At 45.4% G+C, this 21,614-nt stretch carries 16 protein-coding genes; 5 read left to right on the top strand and 11 right to left on the bottom strand.

Annotation, left to right across the window (positions count from 1 at the left end; all coding sequences use genetic code 11):
• Positions 1–93: 93 nt before the first annotated feature.
• The 10 genes from KIV40_RS02935 to KIV40_RS02890 form a co-directional block, all read right to left on the bottom strand.
• A complete protein-coding gene (locus tag KIV40_RS02935) occupies positions 94–1,974 on the bottom strand; it encodes a diguanylate cyclase (protein WP_285347922.1) in 1,881 nt (626 codons plus the stop codon).
• Between the two features lie 112 nt (positions 1,975–2,086).
• The gene (gene ilvN, locus KIV40_RS02930; protein ID WP_005430438.1) at positions 2,087–2,581 is read right to left on the bottom strand and encodes an acetolactate synthase small subunit; all 495 of its coding nucleotides are present in this window, start codon (positions 2,579–2,581) and stop codon (positions 2,087–2,089) included.
• Between the two features lies 1 nt (position 2,582).
• Positions 2,583–4,307, bottom strand: coding sequence for an acetolactate synthase 3 large subunit (locus KIV40_RS02925; RefSeq protein ID WP_012126933.1), 1,725 nt, complete (start codon positions 4,305–4,307; stop codon positions 2,583–2,585).
• Positions 4,308–4,758: 451 nt separating this feature from the next.
• On the bottom strand, positions 4,759–6,567 hold the full coding sequence (locus KIV40_RS02920; RefSeq protein ID WP_285347921.1) for a long-chain fatty acid--CoA ligase: 1,809 nt from the start codon (positions 6,565–6,567) through the stop codon (positions 4,759–4,761).
• A 299-nt stretch (positions 6,568–6,866) separates the two neighbouring features.
• Positions 6,867–7,826 (bottom strand): LysR family transcriptional regulator CalR, encoded by a 960-nt coding sequence (gene calR, locus KIV40_RS02915; protein ID WP_285347920.1) that lies wholly within the window; start codon positions 7,824–7,826, stop codon positions 6,867–6,869.
• Positions 7,827–8,356: 530 nt separating this feature from the next.
• Positions 8,357–9,403 carry an MJ1255/VC2487 family glycosyltransferase gene (locus KIV40_RS02910; RefSeq protein WP_285347919.1) on the bottom strand — a complete coding sequence of 349 codons (1,047 nt, stop codon included), beginning with the start codon at positions 9,401–9,403 and terminating at the stop codon, positions 8,357–8,359.
• A gap of 3 nt (positions 9,404–9,406) precedes the next feature.
• Positions 9,407–9,955 carry a phosphatase PAP2 family protein gene (locus KIV40_RS02905; RefSeq protein ID WP_038890865.1) on the bottom strand — a complete coding sequence of 183 codons (549 nt, stop codon included), beginning with the start codon at positions 9,953–9,955 and terminating at the stop codon, positions 9,407–9,409.
• A gap of 211 nt (positions 9,956–10,166) precedes the next feature.
• Positions 10,167–10,958 carry an SH3 domain-containing protein gene (locus tag KIV40_RS02900; protein ID WP_012126929.1) on the bottom strand — a complete coding sequence of 264 codons (792 nt, stop codon included), beginning with the start codon at positions 10,956–10,958 and terminating at the stop codon, positions 10,167–10,169.
• 243 nt (positions 10,959–11,201) lie between these two features.
• Entirely contained in the window at positions 11,202–13,475 is a 2,274-nt protein-coding gene (locus KIV40_RS02895) for a thrombospondin type 3 repeat-containing protein (RefSeq protein ID WP_285347918.1), read from the bottom strand.
• On the bottom strand, positions 13,447–14,130 hold the full coding sequence (locus KIV40_RS02890) for a hypothetical protein (protein ID WP_285347917.1): 684 nt from the start codon (positions 14,128–14,130) through the stop codon (positions 13,447–13,449). Before KIV40_RS02890 ends, KIV40_RS02895 begins: the two co-directional genes overlap by 29 nt.
• 581 nt (positions 14,131–14,711) lie before the next feature.
• Between KIV40_RS02890 and leuA the strand changes: the two genes are divergently transcribed.
• The 5 genes from leuA (at position 14,712) to KIV40_RS02865 (ending at position 20,449) form a co-directional block, all read left to right on the top strand.
• Positions 14,712–16,259, top strand: a complete 1,548-nt coding sequence (gene leuA, locus KIV40_RS02885) for a 2-isopropylmalate synthase (RefSeq protein WP_047480480.1) — start codon at positions 14,712–14,714, stop codon at positions 16,257–16,259.
• Positions 16,260–16,353: 94 nt separating this feature from the next.
• A complete protein-coding gene (leuB, locus tag KIV40_RS02880) occupies positions 16,354–17,445 on the top strand; it encodes a 3-isopropylmalate dehydrogenase (RefSeq protein WP_012126925.1) in 1,092 nt (363 codons plus the stop codon).
• Positions 17,446–17,518: 73 nt separating this feature from the next.
• Positions 17,519–18,919, top strand: a complete 1,401-nt coding sequence (gene leuC / locus KIV40_RS02875) for a 3-isopropylmalate dehydratase large subunit (RefSeq protein ID WP_012126924.1) — start codon at positions 17,519–17,521, stop codon at positions 18,917–18,919.
• Positions 18,920–18,930: 11 nt separating this feature from the next.
• A complete protein-coding gene (leuD, locus tag KIV40_RS02870) occupies positions 18,931–19,533 on the top strand; it encodes a 3-isopropylmalate dehydratase small subunit (RefSeq protein ID WP_012126923.1) in 603 nt (200 codons plus the stop codon).
• Positions 19,534–19,666: 133 nt separating this feature from the next.
• Positions 19,667–20,449, top strand: coding sequence for a DUF547 domain-containing protein (locus KIV40_RS02865; RefSeq protein WP_012126922.1), 783 nt, complete (start codon positions 19,667–19,669; stop codon positions 20,447–20,449).
• A gap of 140 nt (positions 20,450–20,589) precedes the next feature.
• Here KIV40_RS02865 and djlA read toward each other — a convergent pair whose 3' ends face one another.
• The gene (djlA, locus tag KIV40_RS02860; RefSeq protein WP_012126921.1) at positions 20,590–21,450 is read right to left on the bottom strand and encodes a co-chaperone DjlA; all 861 of its coding nucleotides are present in this window, start codon (positions 21,448–21,450) and stop codon (positions 20,590–20,592) included.
• Between the last annotated feature and the right edge of the window lie 164 nt (positions 21,451–21,614).

Here is a 21,614-nt window from a genome sequence, read left to right as displayed (position 1 = left end):
ATCAACACGCCCTAGTAAAAAATCGGGGCTATCCCGATTTTTTTGTTTTAGAGAAATGCCTTCAGTGATGAACGTTTCCCACGGCTTACTTAACTAAGCAATGTCATCGAAACTGTGACAAATAGACACTCGGTTACGCCCTGCACTTTTTGATTCGTACAGGGCAATATCTGCGCACTTATAGCTACGAGTGCGATCGGAAGTTAAATCACTATAACCAACACTTACTGTCACTGAGCCGTCACCACTCAACTCGACAGCAACTCTCAAGCGATTTAATACCACTTCCGCTTCTTGTATCGTCGTGTGCGGCATGAGCACTGCAAACTCTTCACCACCAACACGAGCAACGAAGTCAGTATTCCTTACTCCGCTGAGTAATGTTTCCGCCACGCTGCAGATGACTCGGTCTCCTTCATCATGGCCCATCTCATCGTTGATACGTTTAAAATAGTCAATATCAAACAGCGCTAAACAAGTGGTTGGCGTATTCGGATAACGCTCTAGCATATTGGCATGCTGAGACAGTTGCTCTTCAAACTTACGCCGATTCCAAAGGTTGGTTAATCCGTCACGTTCACTTAAGTTACGCAACTTTTCTTCCAGCTCTTTACGCTCTGAGATGTCCACTAAAGAGGTTATGTAATAACTGACTTTACCCGACTTCGCCATAATGGCCTGAATACGCATAATGGCCGTAAACACATGATTAAGCTTAGTACGGCAACGCACTTCCCCTTCCCATACTTGCTCAACGCCCAGTTTGTTCCAAATCGCGAGAATGTTTTCTAGGTCTTCAGGAATAAAAATCAGATTATGGGCGTTCCAACCTCGTAATCGAGAAGATGAATAACCCATCATGTTTTCAAACTCCTGGTTCACCATCATAATGCGGTGTGAAGTATCTGAAATAACGACGGCAGTCATCCCATCTAGCGCAGCTCTCGCTAATATAGACTCGATACTATGACGACGGTAATGCAGTGCAAGAGAGGTAATCGGAAGTGCAAACACCAGCATTAAACTGAGCACAAAAAACGCTTCTTGGACTAAGTCATCAATATCACGATCCGCTCTCTCGAGCAGTTGTTCTTGCGAAAGATCGATAATTAAGTGGAGAGGCTCGCCTGGTACGAAGGCAATCGCATTGAATACAGTCAGGTTTTTACCGTTGTACTCATAGCCCATCTTCTCTGAGCCCATGTTTTGCCAAACATCGGGTTGCAATAAGCCAAAATTAAATCGAGAGCGATCTGGAATAATATCGCCATACAGTTTTCCAGAGTATGGGCTTGCAACGTAGTAACCCGCTTGATTGAGCAGCTCAATATTGAAGTCTCTGACCGGTGAGTAGTTCAAGCGAGACGAAAGGTATTGCACATCAATGTTCAACACTAGGTAACCTTCACGCACACCATCCATTGCGACCGGCATCATAATGCGAACCGATGGTCTGTAAGGATACACAAGCGTACCATTTTCTCGCTCTAGCTCGATCCCCCAAGAGCCAATCTGATCATTTTCCAGATTCTGCACATATTGGAAGTATTCTCGGTCTGATTTGTCTTGTAGCGTGCGGGCTGCAGCGGCCGTTCCAGTTTTGAAATCGTAATGAATCCGTACATTCTCTCGACCTTCGAGGTTAAGAAAACGGATTTGTCGGTACCATTTTTGGTTAACGGCAACCGAACTCCACACCTCTTCTAAGAGGGCGAGATTCTTTGGATTTGGATGACGCAAGTAGTCGTAAAGGCTTTGGCTGTGACCGAGAAGATCGCTGATGGAGGAGATCTGATCTTGAACGTTGTTATATTCGCGCTCAGAGTAAGCTAACTGGTGGAGGGCCTCTTTCGCGGTATTCTTGACGTTACTCGCTGGCAGAGTTTGATATTTCTGGTAGTAGTAGATTGAGATGAGCGCGCTAAAAAATAGCGTCGTCGCCATCAGGGCGCTGACTAACTTCCTGACTTTCACGCGTTCTACTACTCACATTGTTTACGAAAACGTCAATTATATCATTATTTGTTATTTTCTAAACAAAAAGCCATCGATGAACGATAGCTTTTCTGAAATGCACTTGGTTTCATTAAGGTTTAAGGCAACGCTCTCCACGAGCAATACCAACCACACCACTACGAGCTACTTCCACGACTTCAGTCACTTCAGAAATCGCTTGGATGAAAGCATCCAGCTTCTCACTCGTACCCGCTAACTGAACAGTATACTGAGAAGCGGTCACATCCACGATTTGGCCACGAAAAATATCAGCCGTGCGCTTAACTTCAGCGCGAGCAAAACCGCTTGCTTTGACCTTCACCATCATCAGCTCGCGCTCAATATGCTCGAACTCTGTCACTTCTTGAACTTTCAGCACATCAATCAATTTGTGCAACTGCTTTTGGATTTGCTCAAGCTGCATTTCATCGGATGTGGTCGTGATGTTCAAACGCGATAACGTTTCATCATCGGTTGGTGATACGTTCAAAGACTCGATGTTGTAACCACGCTGAGAAAACAGACCAACAACACGAGACAAAGCACCAGGTTGGTTTTCCATTAGCAAAGAAATAATGTGTCTCATATTAAGTACGCTCCGTTTTGCTTAGCCACATCTTGTCCATACCCTCGCCTTTGATCTGCATTGGGTAAACGTGTTCGGTTTCATCTACGTTGATGTCGACAAACACCAAACGATCTTTCATGTCTAACGCTTTTTGTAGACCTGCTTCAAGCTGATCTGGCGTTTCGATACGAATACCGACGTGACCATAAGCTTCTGCAATCGCTGCAAAATCAGGAACAGAACTCATGTATGAATTGGAGTGACGACCTTGGTAAATAATGTCTTGCCACTGTTTTACCATACCCAAAAATCGGTTGTTCAGGTTGATGATCTTCACTGGAATGTCGTATTGCATTGCTGTCGACAGTTCTTGGATGTTCATCTGAATACTGCCGTCACCAGTCACCACCACCACTTCTTCTTCTGGCATCGCGAACTTCACGCCCATAGCAGCAGGCAGACCGAAGCCCATGGTGCCAAGGCCACCTGAGTTAATCCAACGGCGTGGCTTATTAAATGGATAGTAAAGCGCTGCAAACATTTGGTGCTGACCAACATCAGACGCCACGTAAGCATCACCATTGGTTAGCTTGTGTAGGGTTTCAATCACCTGTTGAGGCTTGATACGCTCAGGAGAGGTTTCGTAGGCCAAACACTGACGATCACGCCATACTTGGATCTCTTCCCACCACTGGGTGATCGCATCTTGATCGTTGCTGCTGCCTTGCTCTTTCAATAGGCCCATCATAGTTGCCAAGACTTTATCCGCGGAGCCTACGATTGGCAGATCCACTTTCACATTTTTAGAAATGGAAGAAGGATCGATGTCAATGTGCATCACTTTGGCATTCGGACAGTACTTCTCTAGGTTGTTGGTGGTACGGTCGTCAAAACGGACCCCAATACCGAAGATAAGATCCGCTTCGTGCATCGCCATGTTGGCTTCATAGGTACCATGCATGCCTAACATGCCCAGCGAGTTTTTATGCGTACCAGGGAAAGCACCTAACCCCATAAGTGTACTTACTACAGGCAAGTTCAATTCATCTGATAGCGCCTGGATATGCTCATGGGCACCAGAAATAACGGCACCACCACCGATGTACAATACCGGCTTCTTCGCCTCAACAAGCGACTTCAATGCTTTTTTGATCTGACCTTTGTGACCTGATGTCGTCGGTTTGTATGAACGCATCGAAATGCTTTCTGGATACTCGTAAGGAAGCTTGATTTGCGGGTTTAAAATGTCTTTTGGCAAATCAATCACAACCGGACCAGGACGGCCAGTTGTCGAGATGTAAAACGCCTTTTTGATCGTCTCTGGAATGTCTTCTGCTTTTTTTACTAAGAAGCTGTGTTTCACTACTGGGCGTGATACACCCACGATGTCACACTCTTGAAAGGCATCATTACCAATCAGGTTGTTTGGCACGTTACCTGAAATGACAATCATTGGAATGGAGTCCATGTACGCCGTCGCAATACCTGTGATGGTATTGGTCGCGCCTGGACCCGAACATACCAGTACTACACCCGGCTTCCCAGTTGCTCGGGCATAACCATCCGCCATGTGAGTGGCAGCTTGTTCATGTCTTACTAGTACGTGTTTGATTTGATCGGTTTTGGCGTGCAGGGCATCGTAGATATCTAAAACGGAACCACCTGGGTAACCAAAGATTTGTTCTACGCTCTCTTCGATCAGAGATTGCACTACCATCTCTGCGCCTGACAACATTGCTGTCATAATTATTGCTCTCCTTACCAGTTTCCCTCACCGTAAGGCTAACGGTTTGGTCTGGTTTTACATAGTCTAGGTCTTATTCGTAGCCTAATAGAAATACTTCCACTTTTTCAGCTATGTCTTACGCCTGTCATAACAAAACGCAAGGTAACACAACAAATGTAACGTTTTATTATCAATGGGTCTAATGAGAGATAAATCAAATTTTAAACAAGATGCTATAAATTAGAACAAAGTCAGGGTTAGACGCTACCAACAGAGAGCATTTTAGAATCAACAAAATGTATACACTGAAAATAAAGTGAATAATTTCACTAAAAATAGCAACCCAGAGTATTTTTTTCTCTTTATAGAGAGGAAAGAAGTGTGAAAAGCAGTCATAAAAAATCCCCAGCAGCACAATATTAGGCAACTGGGGACATTTTCATCAATCTGAAATCTAAGTCAGCTTAAGTTACTTTTTATCTGACTTTTCGTTGTACATTTCTTCGATTACATCTTGGTATTTGTCGTTGATGACTTTACGACGAAGTTTTTGTGTTGGGGTCAACTCACCATCATCCATCGAGAACGCTTTCGGCAACAGTTTGAATTTCTTAACCTGTTCAAACTTAGCCAGTTCTTTCTGAAGGTCATTAACACGCTTCTCAAGCATCTCGACGATTTGGTGGTGTTTGATCAACTCAACACGATCGTGGTACTTGATGTTCAGCTCTTTCGCGTACTCTTCTAGCGAGTCATAACAAGGAACGATAAGCGCGGATACAAACTTACGTGTATCAGCAATAACCGCGATCTGCTCGATGAAGTGGTCTTTACCAATTGCACCTTCTACGACCTGAGGTGCAATGTACTTACCGTTTGAGGTCTTCATCAGTTCTTTAATACGGTCAGTAATAAACAGGTTGCCATTCTCATCAATGTAGCCTCCATCACCCGTCTTCAAGAAACCATGCTCGTCGAATGTCTTCTCGGTCTCTTCCGGCATTTTGTAGTAGCCACGCATCACCATTGGGCCACGAACTAAGATCTCGTTATTTTCGCCGATCTTAACTTGCGCACCCGGCATTGCCATACCGATAGAGCTTGGATCAAAACATTGGTCATCCCAACATGAAACCGTTGCTGTGGTTTCTGTCATGCCGTAGCCAAGCTTCACGTTGATGCCAATTGCGTGGAAGAAGCGACCAATTGTTTCATCCAACTTCGCACCACCACATGGCATGAAGTTAATGCGGCCACCAAGTAATGCACGTAGCTTGCTCAGAACCAGTTTATCCGCCAGAGCATACGACTTGCGCAGCATCAACGATGGCTTGCGACCTTCTTGATGACATGCCGCCATCTTCGCGCCCATGTTTACAGCCCAAGTGAACATGATCTTACGGTGAACAGGTGCTCGTGACACTTTCTCATGAATAGCAGAGAAGATTTTCTCATAGAAGCGAGGTACTGCACTCATTACTGTCGGACGTACTGCGCTCAGCGCATCACGCACTTGCATCGTGTCTTGCAGATAACAGTTAGTTCCGCCCTTGTAGAGCACGTAGAATGTCCACGCACGTTCAAATACGTGTGATAGTGGTAGAAAACATAGCGATACGTCGTCTTCCGTCAAGCTTAGGCATTGATCGTGACCTTCAAGCTGCGCAGAGATGTTAGCGTAATCCAACATCACGCCTTTTGGCTGACCTGTTGTGCCCGAAGTGTAAATCAGAGTCAGTAAATCATCTTCTTGTGCTTGCTCTAAGCGAACCTCAAGCTCTGCGCGCTGGCTATTGTCCCCCTTGGCAATAAAGTCTTGCCAAGACATCGCAAAGGCATGATCACCCAGATCAATGTCGTCTGACATTGCAACGATAAGCTCAAGCTGCTGACATTCGTCGTAGATGGTAACTGCTGCATCAAACTGTGGCTGCTCACCGACGAACAGTACTTTTACGTCTGCGTTATCGATGATGTAAGCAGACTGTGCTGCCGTGTTAGTTGGGTAAATCGGTACAGTCACGCCACGCAATTGCAACGCTGCAAAGTCAGCAATCGTCCACTGCGGCATATTGTTTGAGAAGATACCGATCTTATCTTGAACGCCCAATCCCTGAGCCAAAAACGCAAGTGACAAAGCATCTACTTGCTGACCAAATTGCTCCCAAGTAATACCTTGCCATGTGTCGCCGACTTTATGTTTAAGCGCAACACGAGTACTACCCTTCGCAATTTGTTCACGAATACGTTTTACGATATGAAAATCTAACTTGGCCATTCTTTACATTACCTTTTGGCTTACAGGCGTAAGCTATTTGAGCGCACAAGTGTAACCTCGACGCTTAAAAACGCAACTGACCATTATCAAACTTATTATTATTAAGAGACGACTATCACTAATGAGAGCATAGCTCATGTTTGAGTGATGAAGGTTTAATCAACTTAAGTCGCTGTTTCAGTTGTCATTTGGTGGATATAAAAAGACCCCGAAAGACGGCAATCTCTCGGGGCCAAGGAATTGTAAAAATTGATGATTACAAATCCAGTCTGACCAGTTAGTCAGGCTAAAGAATCGGCTTATTTAAGTGCTACCACTTCACCACAAGTGACCATTAGCTGATCACGTAGCCAGATGTGACCTTTGTCTTTCTCACTTGATTCGTGCCAGCTTAGGTAACCGCTGATTTCTTTGTTTTCAAATGGGAAATCTAGGATTTGCAGTTGGTCGCTGTTTACTGCGTTTTCAGCCATCCAACGTGGTGCGATAGTTACAAGCTCAGACTGGCTTACTACGTAAAGCAGGTTGCTTAGGCTTGAACCTTCGTACGCTGCTTGGCAATCAAGCTCGCGGTACGCTTGCTCAGAGAAGCTGCGTTGACCATGTACGCGTGAAAGTTTCGCGTGTTTTTCGTTGATCAGTTGCTCAGCTGATACACCACCTTGAATGCGAGGGTGCGTCTTAGAAGCAATCACAACTAACTCATCTTTGAAGATTTCAGTGCTTGAGAAACCTTGGTCATCGAAACGAGCGTAGTCGATCACGAAGTCAATTTCTTGGTAGCGCATACGCTCTGAAAGAAGACGATCAAATTCCGCATCTAGGTGAAGTTGTACGCTTGGCGCCTGCTCATTGATGTTCGCCATGATGCGAGGTGCAAAACGCATGTCACATGGGCTACAAATCGCGAGCTTAAATAGACGAGTTGAAGACTCAGGTTGGAATACTGAGCTCGGTAATTCGTTGCGGATAAGTTGCAGTGCTTGGCGGATTGGGCCAAACAGCTGACGAGCGCGTTGAGTTGGTTGAATACCACGACCCTGACGCATAAATAGCTCATCATTAAACATCACTTTTAGGCGAGCAACCGCGTTGCTTACCGCTGGTTGTGACATACCTAGATTGTGTGCTGCACGAGTAATGTTTTGCTCTTGCATCACAGCATCAAATACAGTCAATAGATTTAAATCTACACCACGCAATGTGCTTTCCATACGGTAGCTAGCAATTGCGCTCATCGCGTCTTTTTTATCTAACATGGAGTGCGCCTCTTATGTAATCGTCAACTTGGTTCAATGAATTCTTAACGAATAGAATCCCTTCGCGCACAGACGACCGTGGCTGGATTCGAATCATTTGTAAAGAATAGAAAACCGAATTTGTATTATATTTATCGTCCAGATATTTCCGGCTTGAACCGTACTATCAACTAATCGATTAAGGTTTATCAACTAGATTGATATTTAATCATTAAATTTTAGCCAATTAGGTATTTACCTGTTAATTATCATAACCTTAAGAAAACATAAAAAAGTATAAAACCACGAATTCAGAGATTTCTGAAAACTTATTTAGCACGTAAATGACAATCTACAGGTAGCACTTTATTCATTTACTGAGATTATCGTTCACATTTCAGTTCAAAAAGCGTCATCAATAGTTCGGTTCACAAAATGCACAAATCAGTTAAAGAGGCAGCGAAATCACCGTGAATAGAAATGATCATAGGGGCATAAAAATGCAGCCAATCAGGTCATGAATGACTGCGAGTGTTCAATACCAAAAGCGGCTAAAGACTGGATACATAGCTAGGAAAATCGACCTGCTCCCAGAGCTGCTCAGAGAGCTTTTCAGGTGTATCCCAAGCCCCTTGCAGTACCCAACTGGCAATCGCTTTTGCCACATCGGGATACTTCACACTTTCTGCTTGTTGTTCCTTTAGCCACTGACGCACTATCGAGATATCGAGATTGTCCATCGAAGTCGCCAGCCCAAGGTCTTCCAAAGTGGCGACATTACTCTGCTGTTCGAATTGCCCAGCTAACGGTTTGAGCAAAAGTTTCTTACCTAACGAAAGTGCCTCTGATGGCAGTTCAAAACCACCATTGGCAATCACACCACTGCAACGCTGCAGATGATGCTGGAAATTGGTATGACATAAAGGTCTCAACTCGATGTTTTCAATTCGCTCACACTCAATCACATTCGGGTGATAGCAAACAAAACTCTGCTGATTGAAATGAAACAGCAAGTCACTGATGTCTTCTATCGATTCAAACGGCAGATAAACCAACACAAAATCTTCATTGCCTGAGGAATGGTCAAGAGTATGTACAATCGGAGGAAGAATAGGTTGGTCAAAGTGATACCAATGTAGCCCTAGATGATGCTGAGAAGGGGCAAAATGTTCGATCACGGATTTATCAAACCAACTCGCCCCTTTCTGCGGTACAGGATAGCGAAAGGCGTTCTGGTGACTGATGCCGATACATGGCTTGTTTTGCTTGCGTGCAGCCCAAGCAGAGACTGGCTCAAAGTCGTTAATAACCAGATCATAAGAAGAGAGATCAAGATGCTGTACTTCTTTGAAAAACTGAATCAGATTGTTGTTTAGTGCCGTTTTGGTGTAGTTCACTGAGCCCTTTTCTGTGACAAAAGTGAAACCACGCCTTGTCTGATAATCACCAAATGCTTCCATCGAGAAGTATTTATCTGGTTCACGGCCTGAGAAGAGAAAGTCCACCTGCACCTCATGTGCTTTAAATGCCTCACTCATTGCTCGTGCCCGAGCAATATGGCCGTTTCCCGTACCTTGGACACCGTAAAGGATTTTCATCAATTAGCCTCCCACTATGGCTAGCGCAATAGAACCACAAAGGCCGCCTAACAGCGCGCCGATGATGATATCTGTGAAAAAATGCACTCCAAGCAGAATGCGCGAAATACCAATTAGCCCTGCCCAAACAAAAGCAAACGTGCCCAGTTCGGGATAAAAATGATTGATGAGCGTCGCCATCACGAAGCCCGCAGCCGTGTGGCCTGAGGGGAGACTGTAGCGATCTGAGGGGGTTATAAACGCAGGAAGCAATGCGCTAAGTTCTTCAGGACGACGGCGTTTAAAACTGTTTTTTAACGCCCAGTAGATTGGCAGCTCGATGGCAAACGCAATGAGTCCAGCGAGCAAGAACCATTGTCCTTGCTGCTTATCAAGAAACCACGCTAGCAGGCCCAGCACCAAGTAGAGATGCCCATCTCCACTGTGTGATACGCCTTTACTGATATTAGCGACTTGTTGATTGAAGCGGTGCTGCAAACACACACTGGAGAATGCCAAATCGAATTTAGCAATACTTGCTATTGGTTGGGTTATTGTCTCTAAAGCTCGCATGTAACTGTCCTTTACTTTGACAACGACTTTGTATGAAAAGTAGGCGTTGAAAGTGACAACTACATGACGGGAACTTGGACAATTAATGACAACGACCAAGCATAGGGAGAAGAGAAGAAAAAGGGGACAAAAATAGCTTTATTGAAAAGCTCGGCGATAACTGAATTATCGACCGAACTTTTCACCCTAGGGTGTTATCTATGATTTGTCGTTAGGACGGGTTGGCATTCGCCACTGGCACATCGATATACCAGACTTTGCGTTGCTTTCGACAAGCTCTCAGCGCGCCCTTCGTGATGTGACCATCTTTGGTCAACTCGTAGATCAGGTCACGGCAAGTGTAGCTACCGAACAACTCATTATCTTTGGATTTCTCTGCCGATGGAGCCTCACTACTTAGCAAAGGGTTCGGCTTGATGGAAAGAATATCGCGATTTACGACGTTGCTGCGCGCATAGTCTTTGTGTACATAACCGCGGATCATGCCTTTTTGTTCAACCAAGAGCCAAGGTTCACCTTCCACTTTCGCTAAGGCATTAAACACTTCCCCTTTGCTTAACTCCCCCAACTTCTCTCCTTGTAAGTTCGGTTCTGCGCGCAAGTTGAGTGTGGTTTTAGAACGATAGGACACATCCATAAATTCAAGTGTACTGGAGGTATCCACCCCCTCGACAACCGGGCGACTCACTTCAGCCTCTTTCCATTGATTTGGCTGAACGCGAATCTTCCACCAGGTGTAAGTGTCGGGATCTTTGCCTTTAAACTTATCACGGTTATCTGATTCCAATGCCACCAGCATCTGGTTCAAAAATGACTCTCGACCATCTTCACTCAAATACTGATCCATTTGATGATTGATCGCCATAACACTTTTTGCATGATCATCTTTCATCACAGAAGAAGTCGTTTGTGTCGGTGCTCCAAACTGTAACAACTGGCAACCAGACAAAGAGATCACCGCTAAAGCCAGAGCAGAACGTCCAAATTGTTTTGCCAAATTCATTAATCCCTAACCTGTTTGTGCTAAAACTCTACAAATGCAACCGCTCTACTATAAAACGCTCTGATAGAAACATACCAACCAATTGATCCCTTTGTGTGATAGCTCGCAAAGCATGCAGTATAAAACCGCCCTCTCCTGCGCTCTTCTCATCATTAAGACACCAGCCCCCACGGCTTTGGTATGTATTTAACAAGCAAATGAGCTAAAAAAAAGCGGCTACCAAAGTAACCGCTTTCCGACTCGTTAGTGATTGGTTGAAGTTCGGTTCCAAACCTCGGTTGACCAAGTATTGTTGCTTCGCTCTCTCTGCACAATACCCTTACTATCGTAGCTATCGACCTGTCGTTGCCACTCCGTCATATCATCTAGTTTTGTGCCTGATTCATCGAAGTATTCCGATGTACTGTAGCTAAACTGCTGGCATACCTCAGCTTGATACTGCTGTCCGTCCACATCGTAATTGATCGTTTTCTTACCTGCGTAGGTTTGGCTGTACATCACCTTACCAGAGCGCCAATCCACCAACTGATCGCCATCGACGTCACTGCCGTACTGGGTAGAGGGATCGTGGATAGAAAACTGACTGTAAGTCACATTAGGAATTCGATAGTAGGCTTTCTCACTCCAGCCTAGGGTTTCAGTTGTTCTAGAACCCCACTTGATATCAATATCGCTGTTTGGTTCATAGCCCTCAATACCCAGCCAATCCCCATTCTGCGCAATATGATAATGCTCAGTGAACCATGGTGAGCCATCTAGTAGCGTCGCAAACAATTGCTCTAAACGAACGCTCATGTCGTGCCACTGGTAATTTTCATTCGCTAACAGGTGCCACTCGTAGTTCGCTTCCTGTTCCACATACTCACTAAACTCATTGAAACGCGAACGAGTCATTCGGTAGGAGTTAACATCACCGGTTTGAGCAACATACTCTCCTCCTTCTAGCGATGCTAAACACTGCTCGAATGTCACAAACTCACCTTCAGGAACTCTGGAGTGCATTGGGTCTTTACCATAAGCTTGATTATCGATTGTGAAACCTTCTAGCTGCTTGACGTAGTTGCTCCAGCCCCAAACAGGTGCCACTTTTTCCTCGTCTGCATACTCCATATATGAACGTTCACTTTTCACTACCAGATTTTGGCTAGCGGTGTAGTTTGTCGTTGTCTCTGAAATATATACTGGTGCAGGCTCGTTGCTACTATCATTGTCTACAAAGGTATAGTTGCCCTCATGCCCTGAAACACACACTTCAACGAGAGTACCATCCACATTTAAAATGTCTTTTCCTTGGTAGAACAAAGTGGTGGCGTTTTGATTAAAGGTTGGAGACTCGGCATCGGTGTTCCATTTATGGATACGAGTGTAATCAACAACAAGTGGAGTATTGAGTGTCACTTCGTAGTCTTGCTGAATCGTAGGGACAAACCCCCACCAGCGATAGTAGGTATCATGAAAGCCGTAATACATACCACTTACCGCATCGGTATACTCTAACTCTGCAATCGGATCCCATTCACTGACAGCACCACCAAAATCAGGCGTCACTTGGGTAACATGGAAGGTTCGATCCGATAGCAATCCATTAGGTAACCCTGATTGCTGGCCAAGTAAGATTTCTGTTTGAGAAAACTGTTGAGTGTCGCCATTGTTCATTTCACGCGTAATGGAATAAAGCTTACTGTCTCTCGTTTCATCGACCGGAACTGTGGCAAACTGACCTTCCGGTAAAGAGGCAATACACTGCGCTAGAGTGTTGGGGACATTTAGAGCCTCGAGAGGCTGATTGTCTTCGTTATCTAAGTAACCGTCTCCATCATCATCATTGTCTGCATTGTTACCAATACCATCCCCATCGGTATCAAGCGTTTCCGTCGGGTCGTTTGGCAAGGCATCAGCATTATCGCCTACACCATCTTTATCACTGTCTTTAGATTCTGACGCATCATTTGGGAACGCATCGCTGTTGTCGCCGACGCCATCTTTATCGCTATCTTTAGATTCTGATGCATCAGTTGGGAAAGCATCACTATTGTTGCCGACACCGTCTTTATCGCTGTCTTTAGACTCTGTAGCATCACTTGGGAAGACATCACTGTTGTCGCCAACACCATCTTTGTCGCTGTCTTTGGATTCAGATGCATCATTTGGGAAAACATCGCTATTGTCGCCAACACCATCTTTATCACTGTCTTTTGACTCTGATGCATCACTTGGGAAAACATCGCTATTGTCACCAACACCGTCTTTATCGCTGTCTTTTGTTTCTGAGGGATCGTTAGGGAAAGCATCAGCATTATCACCAACGGTGTCTTTATCTGTGTCCTTGCTCTCACTTGGGTCGAGAGGGAAAAGATCTTGGTTATCCCCTACCTGATCACCATCACTGTCATACCATTCAGCATCATCATTAGGAAAGGCATCAAGCGCATCAATAATAAGATCGCCATCACTGTCATGAGTGGAAACCAACGTCAACTCATTCGTTTCAGGGATCTTTAATGACGATATGATCATCAGCAGCATTCTCAACCAAAAGGTTCACTTGCTCAGAATCTGCGATAATGTTTTGGGCTTGTTCAAGCTCTTGAACAGAATCAGGCATCGCGCCAGAAGCGACTAGAGAGACCGCACTTTTTTGTACTTTCTTTGCATCTTCAGTTTGAGTTTCAATATAGTCAGCAACTACCACACTTTCACTCACCCCAAGTGCTTTCGCTACTTCACCCACCGCTTGTTGGTAAGCATCCGTTTCGCCAGCCTTAGTGCGCACTTTGGCTTCAATCAACGTCGTTAAAGGCGTCACAACCTTACCTTGATAGGCGGTCATAAGTAGATCGTGAGCAAGGGGTTTTCCATGATCTAAATCGATCGCCACACCCGCTTCAGCATAGGTAATGAGCTGATAGTTATTAATGTCATCAATTTGAGTGAGATCCAGAGACACCGCGCCAGTTTCATCGGTGGTACCACTCACTTCCCCATCTTCCAAAATGTAGTTAACGCTATCTTTTCTCTCTAACCACACTTTCGCATTTTGAATATAACCATCAATCACCTTAACGGTTAACACATTGTCGGTAACTGGTGGCGGATTAGAATCGTCACCACCACAGGCAGATAGAACCAAAGTACTGCTGATCGCCAATGCAACTCGGGATTTATAGAACATAACTCACCATCCTTGATTAATTTGCCCTCCATTTTAAATCTCTCTTTACCAGCCGAAAGCCATTCACCCAACTAATAATAAGATCTCAATCGAAAACAATAGAGAAACATCGGGCAACTATAACTTGGCAAAACATATAGTTACATTTGGTATTAAAGAGCAATAACCGTCTATATTAAAAGCAATTGTAAGACTCACGCACCTCACCTTCTGAACGAAATAAAAACGATTCATGCTACGAATACTCACCAACATCTGAACTGCCCAAGAAAGTCATTAACAGAAATCCACTCATCCGATATGAATAAAAAATCGACTTTAGGGTTGACGTGTTCCATTGAGTGCGGTACTAATTCGTTAACTTAATTTTGTGGAATGCTTAACAACTATGTCAGCTCGTTTTTCTATCCTGCTTAGCCTCCTCCTTATCGTGACCAATTCGCGCGGGTAGGCTGTGGAAGAAAAATAACCACACCAATTTCTAAGAAACCCGCATGCAAATGCGGGTTTTTTTATATCTAAATACCGGAAGTAAACGATTAAATTGCACGAAAAGTGCAGAAATCATGAAGGAAGCAAACATGAACGATCAGGTCATTATATTCGACACCACATTGCGTGATGGCGAACAAGCGTTGTCAGCAAGCTTGACGGTTAAAGAAAAACTGCAGATTGCCTATGCGCTGGAAAGGCTAGGCGTTGATGTTATCGAGGCGGGTTTTCCTGTTTCTTCTCCGGGTGATTTCGAGTCCGTACAAACCATCGCAAAACACATTAAAAACAGCCGAGTTTGTGCCCTTTCGCGTGCCGTTGCGAAAGACATCGATGCTGCCGCTGAAGCGCTAAAAGTCGCGGACGCATTTCGAATCCACACTTTCATCTCGACCTCGACTGTTCATGTTCAAGACAAACTGCGCCGTAGCTACGACGATGTTGTAGAAATGGGCGTGAAAGCCGTAAAACACGCACGTAACTACACCGATGACGTTGAGTTTTCTTGTGAAGATGCTGGTCGCACCCCTATCGACAACCTATGTCGTATGGTTGAAGCGGCTATCGATGCTGGCGCAAGCACCATCAATATCCCAGATACCGTTGGCTACACAGTACCAAGTGAATTTGGCGGCATCATTGAGACCCTATTCAACCGCGTACCAAACATCGACAAGGCAATCATCTCTGTTCACTGTCACGATGACTTGGGTATGTCTGTTGCCAACTCTATCGCAGCCGTGCAAGCAGGTGCTCGTCAGGTAGAAGGGACTATCAACGGCATCGGTGAGCGTGCAGGTAACTGTTCTCTTGAAGAAATCGCGATGATCCTAAAAACTCGCCAAGAGTTCATGGGCGTGCGTACGGGTCTAAAACACGACGAAATCCACCGTACCAGCAAGTTGGTCAGCCAGCTATGTAACATGCCAATCCAGAGCAACAAAGCGATCGTTGGCGCTAACGCGTTCAGCCACTCTTCAGGTATTCACCAAGATGGCATGCTAAAGAACAAGAACACTTACGAGATCATGACGCCTGAGTCGATTGGCCTTAAGAACCAAGCATTGAACCTAACCAGTCGCAGTGGCCGTGCTGCGGTTAAGAGCCACATGGACGCGATGGGCTACAAGGAAGAAGAGTACAACCTAGATGCGCTGTACGAAGACTTCTTGAAGCTTGCTGACCGTAAAGGTCAGGTGTTCGACTACGATCTAGAAGCACTAATGCACTTCTCGAATTTGCGTGAAGAAGACGACTTCTACAAGTTGAACTATCTAAGCGTGCAATCTGGCAGCGTAATGGCAACCACCAGCGTCAAAATGCAATGTGGCGATGAAGAAATGTGTGAAGCTGCCGTCGGTAATGGCCCAGTTGATGCGCTATACCAATGTATCTACCGCGTGACCGGTTACGAGATCGTCCTAGACAAGTTCGACCTAACGGCAAAAGGCGAAGGTGAAGATGGCCTGGGCCAAGCAGATATCATCGCCAACTACAAAGGTCGTAAGTACCACGGTACCGGCGTTTCCACCGACATTGTAGAAGCTTCTGGTCAAGCGCTATTGCACGTCATCAACAGCATTCATCGCGCCGATAAGATTGAAGAGATGAAGCAAAAGAGAATTGCGACGGTTTAATCATTAATTCAAGGAGCTTGAGTCCCACAGCGCAGGCTCCAACCAAATTCGTTTTAGACAAACTCAAAAAATTTAGAAAATTTAAAGGATTAACATGACAGACAAATCATACAAAGTTGCCGTTTTACCAGGCGACGGCATCGGCCCAGAAGTAATGGCGCAAGCACATAAAGTGTTGGATGCAATCGAAAAGAAGCACGGCATTACGTTTGAGCGTGACGAGCACGATGTAGGTGGTATCGCGATCGATAATCACGGCTGTCCACTTCCAGAAAGCACCGTGAAAGCGTGTGAAGAGTCTGATGCAGTCCTATTTGGTTCAGTTGGCGGTCCTAAGTGGGAACACTTGCCACCAAATGACCAACCTGAACGCGGCGCCCTACTGCCACTACGCAAACACTTCCAACTGTTCTGTAATTTACGCCCAGCACAAATTCACTCAGGTCTTGAAGCCTTCTCGCCACTACGTGCAGACATCTCAGGTCGCGGCTTTGACATCGTTGTTGTTCGTGAACTGACGGGCGGCATCTACTTCGGCCAACCAAAAGGTCGTGAAGGCGAAGGTCCAACAGAGAAAGCGTTCGATACTGAGGTGTACCACCGCTACGAGGTTGAACGCATTGCAAAAATTGCCTTTGAGTCTGCTCGTCTACGTCGCAAAAAAGTGTGCTCTATCGACAAAGCGAACGTTCTACAAAGTTCTATCTTATGGCGTGAAGTGGTCGAAGAAATCGCAAAAGACTACCCAGATGTTGAGCTGTCACACATGTACATTGATAACGCAACCATGCAGCTTATCAAAGACCCAGCACAGTTCGACGTAATGCTATGCTCAAACATCTTCGGCGACATCATTTCTGATGAGTGCGCGATGATCACTGGCTCTATGGGTATGTTGCCATCAGCGAGCCTAAACGAAAGCAAATTCGGTCTGTACGAGCCAGCAGGCGGCAGTGCACCAGATATCGCAGGTAAGAACATCGCTAACCCAGTGGCGCAAATCCTATCAGCGGCACTGATGCTGCGTTACAGCCTAGGTGAAGAAACGGCGGCACAAGACATCGAAACGGCCGTTTCAAAAGCACTATCTGCAGGTGAGCTAACGGGTGACCTTGCCGGTGACAACCCAGCACTTACAACATCTGAGATGGGCGATAAGATCGCTGAGTACATCTTAAACTCTTAATACCGCACGATTTGATAATAATTATTTGCTCCTGATGAGCCGTTGTCGGGAGCTATACACGAGATAGCAAACAATGGGCAAAACACTATACGAAAAAGTCTACGACGCACACGTTGCCGTCGCAGCAGAAGGGGAAAACCCAATCTTATACATCGACCGTCACTTGGTACACGAAGTGACGTCTCCGCAAGCATTTGACGGCTTGCGTGAAAAAGGTCGTAAAGTGCGTCAGGTCAGCAAAACTTTTGCTACGATGGACCACAACGTTTCGACAACCACCAAAGACATCAACGCATCCGGTGAGATGGCACGTATCCAGATGGAAACGCTATCGAAAAACTGTGAAGAGTTTGGTGTTACGCTTTACGACATCAACCATAAGTACCAAGGTATTGTCCACGTTATGGGCCCAGAGCTTGGTATTACCCTACCGGGCATGACCATTGTTTGTGGTGACTCGCACACAGCTACACACGGTGCATTCGGCTCGCTGGCATTTGGTATTGGTACATCTGAAGTTGAGCACGTATTAGCAACTCAAACGCTAAAACAAGCGCGTGCTAAAACGATGAAGATCGAAGTGAAAGGCAAAGTGGCGCCGGGCATCACCGCTAAAGATATCGTGCTAGCGATCATCGGTGAAACCACAGCTGCTGGCGGTACAGGCTACGTGGTTGAATTCTGTGGTGAAGCGATCACCGACCTTTCAATGGAAGGCCGTATGACCGTATGTAACATGGCGATTGAGCTAGGTGCGAAAGCAGGGTTGATTGCGCCAGATGAAACCACATTCGAATACATTAAAGGCCGTAAATTCTCACCTCAAGGTTCGGACTTTGATGCAGCAGTAGAATACTGGAAGACGTTAAAAACTGACGATGAGGCTCAGTTTGATGCGGTTGTGACGCTAAACGCAGCAGATATTAAGCCACAAGTCACTTGGGGTACTAACCCAGGTCAGGTTATCGCGGTAGACCAACCGATCCCAGCACCAGAGAGCTTTGCCGATCCAGTAGAAAAAGCATCAGCAGAAAAAGCATTGGCTTATATGGGTCTAGAGGCGGGCAAATCATTATCTGATTACAACGTCGATAAAGTCTTCGTTGGTTCTTGTACTAACTCACGTATCGAAGACATGCGCGCAGCTGCTGAAATAGCGAAAGGTCGCAAAGTCGCATCTCACGTTCAAGCGCTAATCGTTCCTGGCTCTGAGCAAGTAAAAGCGCAAGCTGAAGCAGAAGGCTTGGACGTTATCTTTAAAGAAGCGGGCTTTGAGTGGCGCCTACCTGGTTGTTCAATGTGTCTAGCAATGAACAACGACCGTTTGGGTCCACATGAACGTTGTGCGTCTACTTCAAACCGTAACTTTGAAGGCCGCCAAGGTCGTGATGGCCGTACCCACCTAGTGAGCCCTGCGATGGCAGCGGCGGCAGCAATTGCTGGTCACTTTGTAGATATTCGTGAACTGGACTAAGGAGCAAACAAATGTCAGGCTTTAAACAACACACAGGCTTAGTTGTTCCTCTAGATGCAGCGAACGTAGATACTGATGCCATCATTCCAAAGCAGTTCCTGCAAAAGGTCTCTCGCCTAGGGTTTGGTAAGCACCTATTTCATGACTGGCGTTTCCTAGACGATGTTGGCGAACAACCGAACCCAGAGTTCGTGATGAACGCACCTCGCTACCAAGGTGCTTCTATCTTGCTAGCGCGTGAAAACTTCGGTTGTGGTTCTTCTCGTGAGCACGCACCGTGGGCACTGGCGGATTACGGCATCAAAGCGATGATCGCACCAAGCTTTGCCGATATTTTTTACGGTAACTCGATCAACAACCAAATGGTGCCAGTTCGTTTGACTGAGCAAGAAGTGGATGAAATCTTCCAGTTTGTTGAGGCTAACGAAGGCGCAGAAGTAGAAGTGGACCTAGAAGCGAATGTGGTTCGCGCCAACGGCAAAGAATATGGTTTTGAAATCGATTCGTTCCGTCGTCACTGCCTGCTAAACGGTTTGGACAATATCGGTCTTACCCTTCAACACGAAGACAAGATTGCCGAGTACGAGGCGAATATCCCGAGTTTCTTGAGCTAATTCAAATCGTAATTGAAACAAATACAAGGTTGGCATTGGCCAACCTTTTTTCTTTATATTCATTGTGCCAGGAAAGAAATCCCATCGTAGACAGGTCTACACTATCAACAAGGTTTAACCCAAAGGTCTCTCTATGAAGCGTCTGTTATTGCTATTGTGTGCTCTGGTTTCTTTCTCAACATTTGCCGCACCTAAATCCGACTTATGGCCGTATTGGAAACAATCAAATCAGGCTAATCAAAGTCAAATCTCTCATCAAGATTGGCAGCAATTGCTCGATGCTTATTTGGTTGAACAAGGCGAGAATACCTTGTTTCGTTATAGCCAAGTCACCTCTGCCGATAAAACTAAGCTGAAACAATACATCCAGCGTTTAGCAAAACTCGACCCTCTACAATACAACCAAGCAGAGCAATACGCCTATTGGGTGAACCTTTACAACGCCATCACGGTTGATCTGATTTTGGATAACTATCCTGTCGAATCGATAACCAAACTGGGCGGCTTATTTAGCTTTGGCCCTTGGGGAGATGATGTGGTCGAGATAAATGGGAAGAACTTGACTTTAAACGATATTGAGCATCGAATTTTGCGTCCAATCTGGAATGACCCAAGAACCCATTACGCGGTGAATTGTGCCAGCTTAGGTTGCCCAAATTTACAGACTCAAGCATTCACTGCCGACAACACTCAAGCCTTACTCGAAAGCGCTGCAAAAACATTTATCAACAGCAGTAAAGGCGTATCCATTCAAGGTAACACGGCACAGCTGTCTTCTATTTATGATTGGTTTGCAGAAGATTTTGGCGGTGAAAAGCAAGTATTCAACCATATTGCTCAATATACCCCTCAATACAAAAATTTCTCTGGCAACGTGAAATACGAATACGATTGGGACTTGAATCAAGCCAACTAAACTGGAGAGATTTGAGGTCAATTAGCGTTAGGATCATGATAGGCCAAAAGCTAAAGATACCGGCAACTCAAAGACTAAGACATGAAAAAAGGGCACTCTGTGCCCTTTTTTAAATCCAATACTTGATAGAAAACTTCCGGCTACTTAAAGCCTTTGACTTTCTTAATCAGATCGTAAGCGTTTTGAATCTCTTGCGACTTTTCTTTCGCAACGTTCATCATCTCTGGTGGCAAACCTTTAGCCATCAATTTATCTGGGTGATGTTCATTCATTAACTTACGGTAAGCACGTTTGACCGTTTTACCGTCCGCATCTGAAGAGACATCAAGGATTTTGTAGGCATCAGCCAGTTGATCCGCTTGTGAAGCTTGCTGCCAACCTGCACCTGAAGATTGATATTGCCCTTGTTGCTGGCCATGGAAGCCACCTTGGCTTTGGAAACGGAACGCCGCTTCTTGCATGTGCAGGCGACGCTCTAATTGCTCTGGAGAGAAACCCAAGCCACGGGCAATTTTATGCAGGACATTACGTTCACTCGGATGAATCGAGCCATCAGCAAAGGCTGCCGAGATTTGCAGTTCTAGGAAGAATTGCAGCAGGTCAAAGCGCCCTGCCGAAGAGATCTTCACACGAACCAACACATCCTCTAGTGGGAAATCGCTCTCTTTACCTTCACGAAAAGCATCTTGTGCAGCACGTCGTTGCTCTCCATGGAGGTTCATACGATCCATCATGGTCGAAGCCAATTGGATCTCTTCTTTGGTGACTTGACCTTTGGCTTTTGCCACGTGTCCCATTACTGCGAATGCAGCTTTAAAAAATTCTTCTTGGCGCTGAGCTTGGCTAGGCCCTTTACCGAAACCACCTGTAGAAAATCCAGCTTGGCTTAAACGGCGCGCTTTATCGAATTGGTGACCGATAAATAGGCCAAACAATAAACCGAATGGGCCACCGAGTAACAAGCCAAAAAAGGCACCCAAAATTTTGCCAAAAATATGCATTATGTGTTCTCTATCAATGAATTTTTATCGACGACGGCGGTCTTATAGTGCCGGACGCAACGATTTCCTTTATGATAATGGAATTAGTTTTTTTCAGATCAGGCTATTTAGCCTGGCTATCTTTGCAGCTATTTTATATCGGCATTATGCCACAGCGAATCCAT

The sequence above is a fragment of the Vibrio sp. D173a genome (assembly GCF_030248475.1).
This window is presented reverse-complemented; position numbering and strand designations above follow the sequence as displayed.

Excerpts from the sequence above, each read along its gene's own strand:
- ilvN (WP_005430438.1), bottom strand. The coding sequence starts at position 2,581 with ATGAGACACATTATTTCTTTGCTAATGGAAAACCAACCTGGTGCTTTG.
- KIV40_RS02925 (WP_012126933.1), bottom strand. The coding sequence starts at position 4,307 with ATGACAGCAATGTTGTCAGGCGCAGAGATGGTAGTGCAATCTCTGATC.
- KIV40_RS02920 (WP_285347921.1), bottom strand. The coding sequence starts at position 6,567 with ATGGCCAAGTTAGATTTTCATATCGTAAAACGTATTCGTGAACAAATT.
- calR (WP_285347920.1), bottom strand. The coding sequence starts at position 7,826 with ATGTTAGATAAAAAAGACGCGATGAGCGCAATTGCTAGCTACCGTATG.
- KIV40_RS02910 (WP_285347919.1), bottom strand. The coding sequence starts at position 9,403 with ATGAAAATCCTTTACGGTGTCCAAGGTACGGGAAACGGCCATATTGCT.
- KIV40_RS02905 (WP_038890865.1), bottom strand. The coding sequence starts at position 9,955 with ATGCGAGCTTTAGAGACAATAACCCAACCAATAGCAAGTATTGCTAAA.
- KIV40_RS02900 (WP_012126929.1), bottom strand. The coding sequence starts at position 10,958 with ATGAATTTGGCAAAACAATTTGGACGTTCTGCTCTGGCTTTAGCGGTG.
- KIV40_RS02895 (WP_285347918.1), bottom strand. The coding sequence starts at position 13,475 with ATGATCATATCGTCATTAAAGATCCCTGAAACGAATGAGTTGACGTTG.
- KIV40_RS02890 (WP_285347917.1), bottom strand. The coding sequence starts at position 14,130 with ATGTTCTATAAATCCCGAGTTGCATTGGCGATCAGCAGTACTTTGGTT.
- leuA (WP_047480480.1), top strand. The coding sequence starts at position 14,712 with ATGAACGATCAGGTCATTATATTCGACACCACATTGCGTGATGGCGAA.
- leuB (WP_012126925.1), top strand. The coding sequence starts at position 16,354 with ATGACAGACAAATCATACAAAGTTGCCGTTTTACCAGGCGACGGCATC.
- leuC (WP_012126924.1), top strand. The coding sequence starts at position 17,519 with ATGGGCAAAACACTATACGAAAAAGTCTACGACGCACACGTTGCCGTC.
- leuD (WP_012126923.1), top strand. The coding sequence starts at position 18,931 with ATGTCAGGCTTTAAACAACACACAGGCTTAGTTGTTCCTCTAGATGCA.
- KIV40_RS02865 (WP_012126922.1), top strand. The coding sequence starts at position 19,667 with ATGAAGCGTCTGTTATTGCTATTGTGTGCTCTGGTTTCTTTCTCAACA.
- djlA (WP_012126921.1), bottom strand. The coding sequence starts at position 21,450 with ATGCATATTTTTGGCAAAATTTTGGGTGCCTTTTTTGGCTTGTTACTC.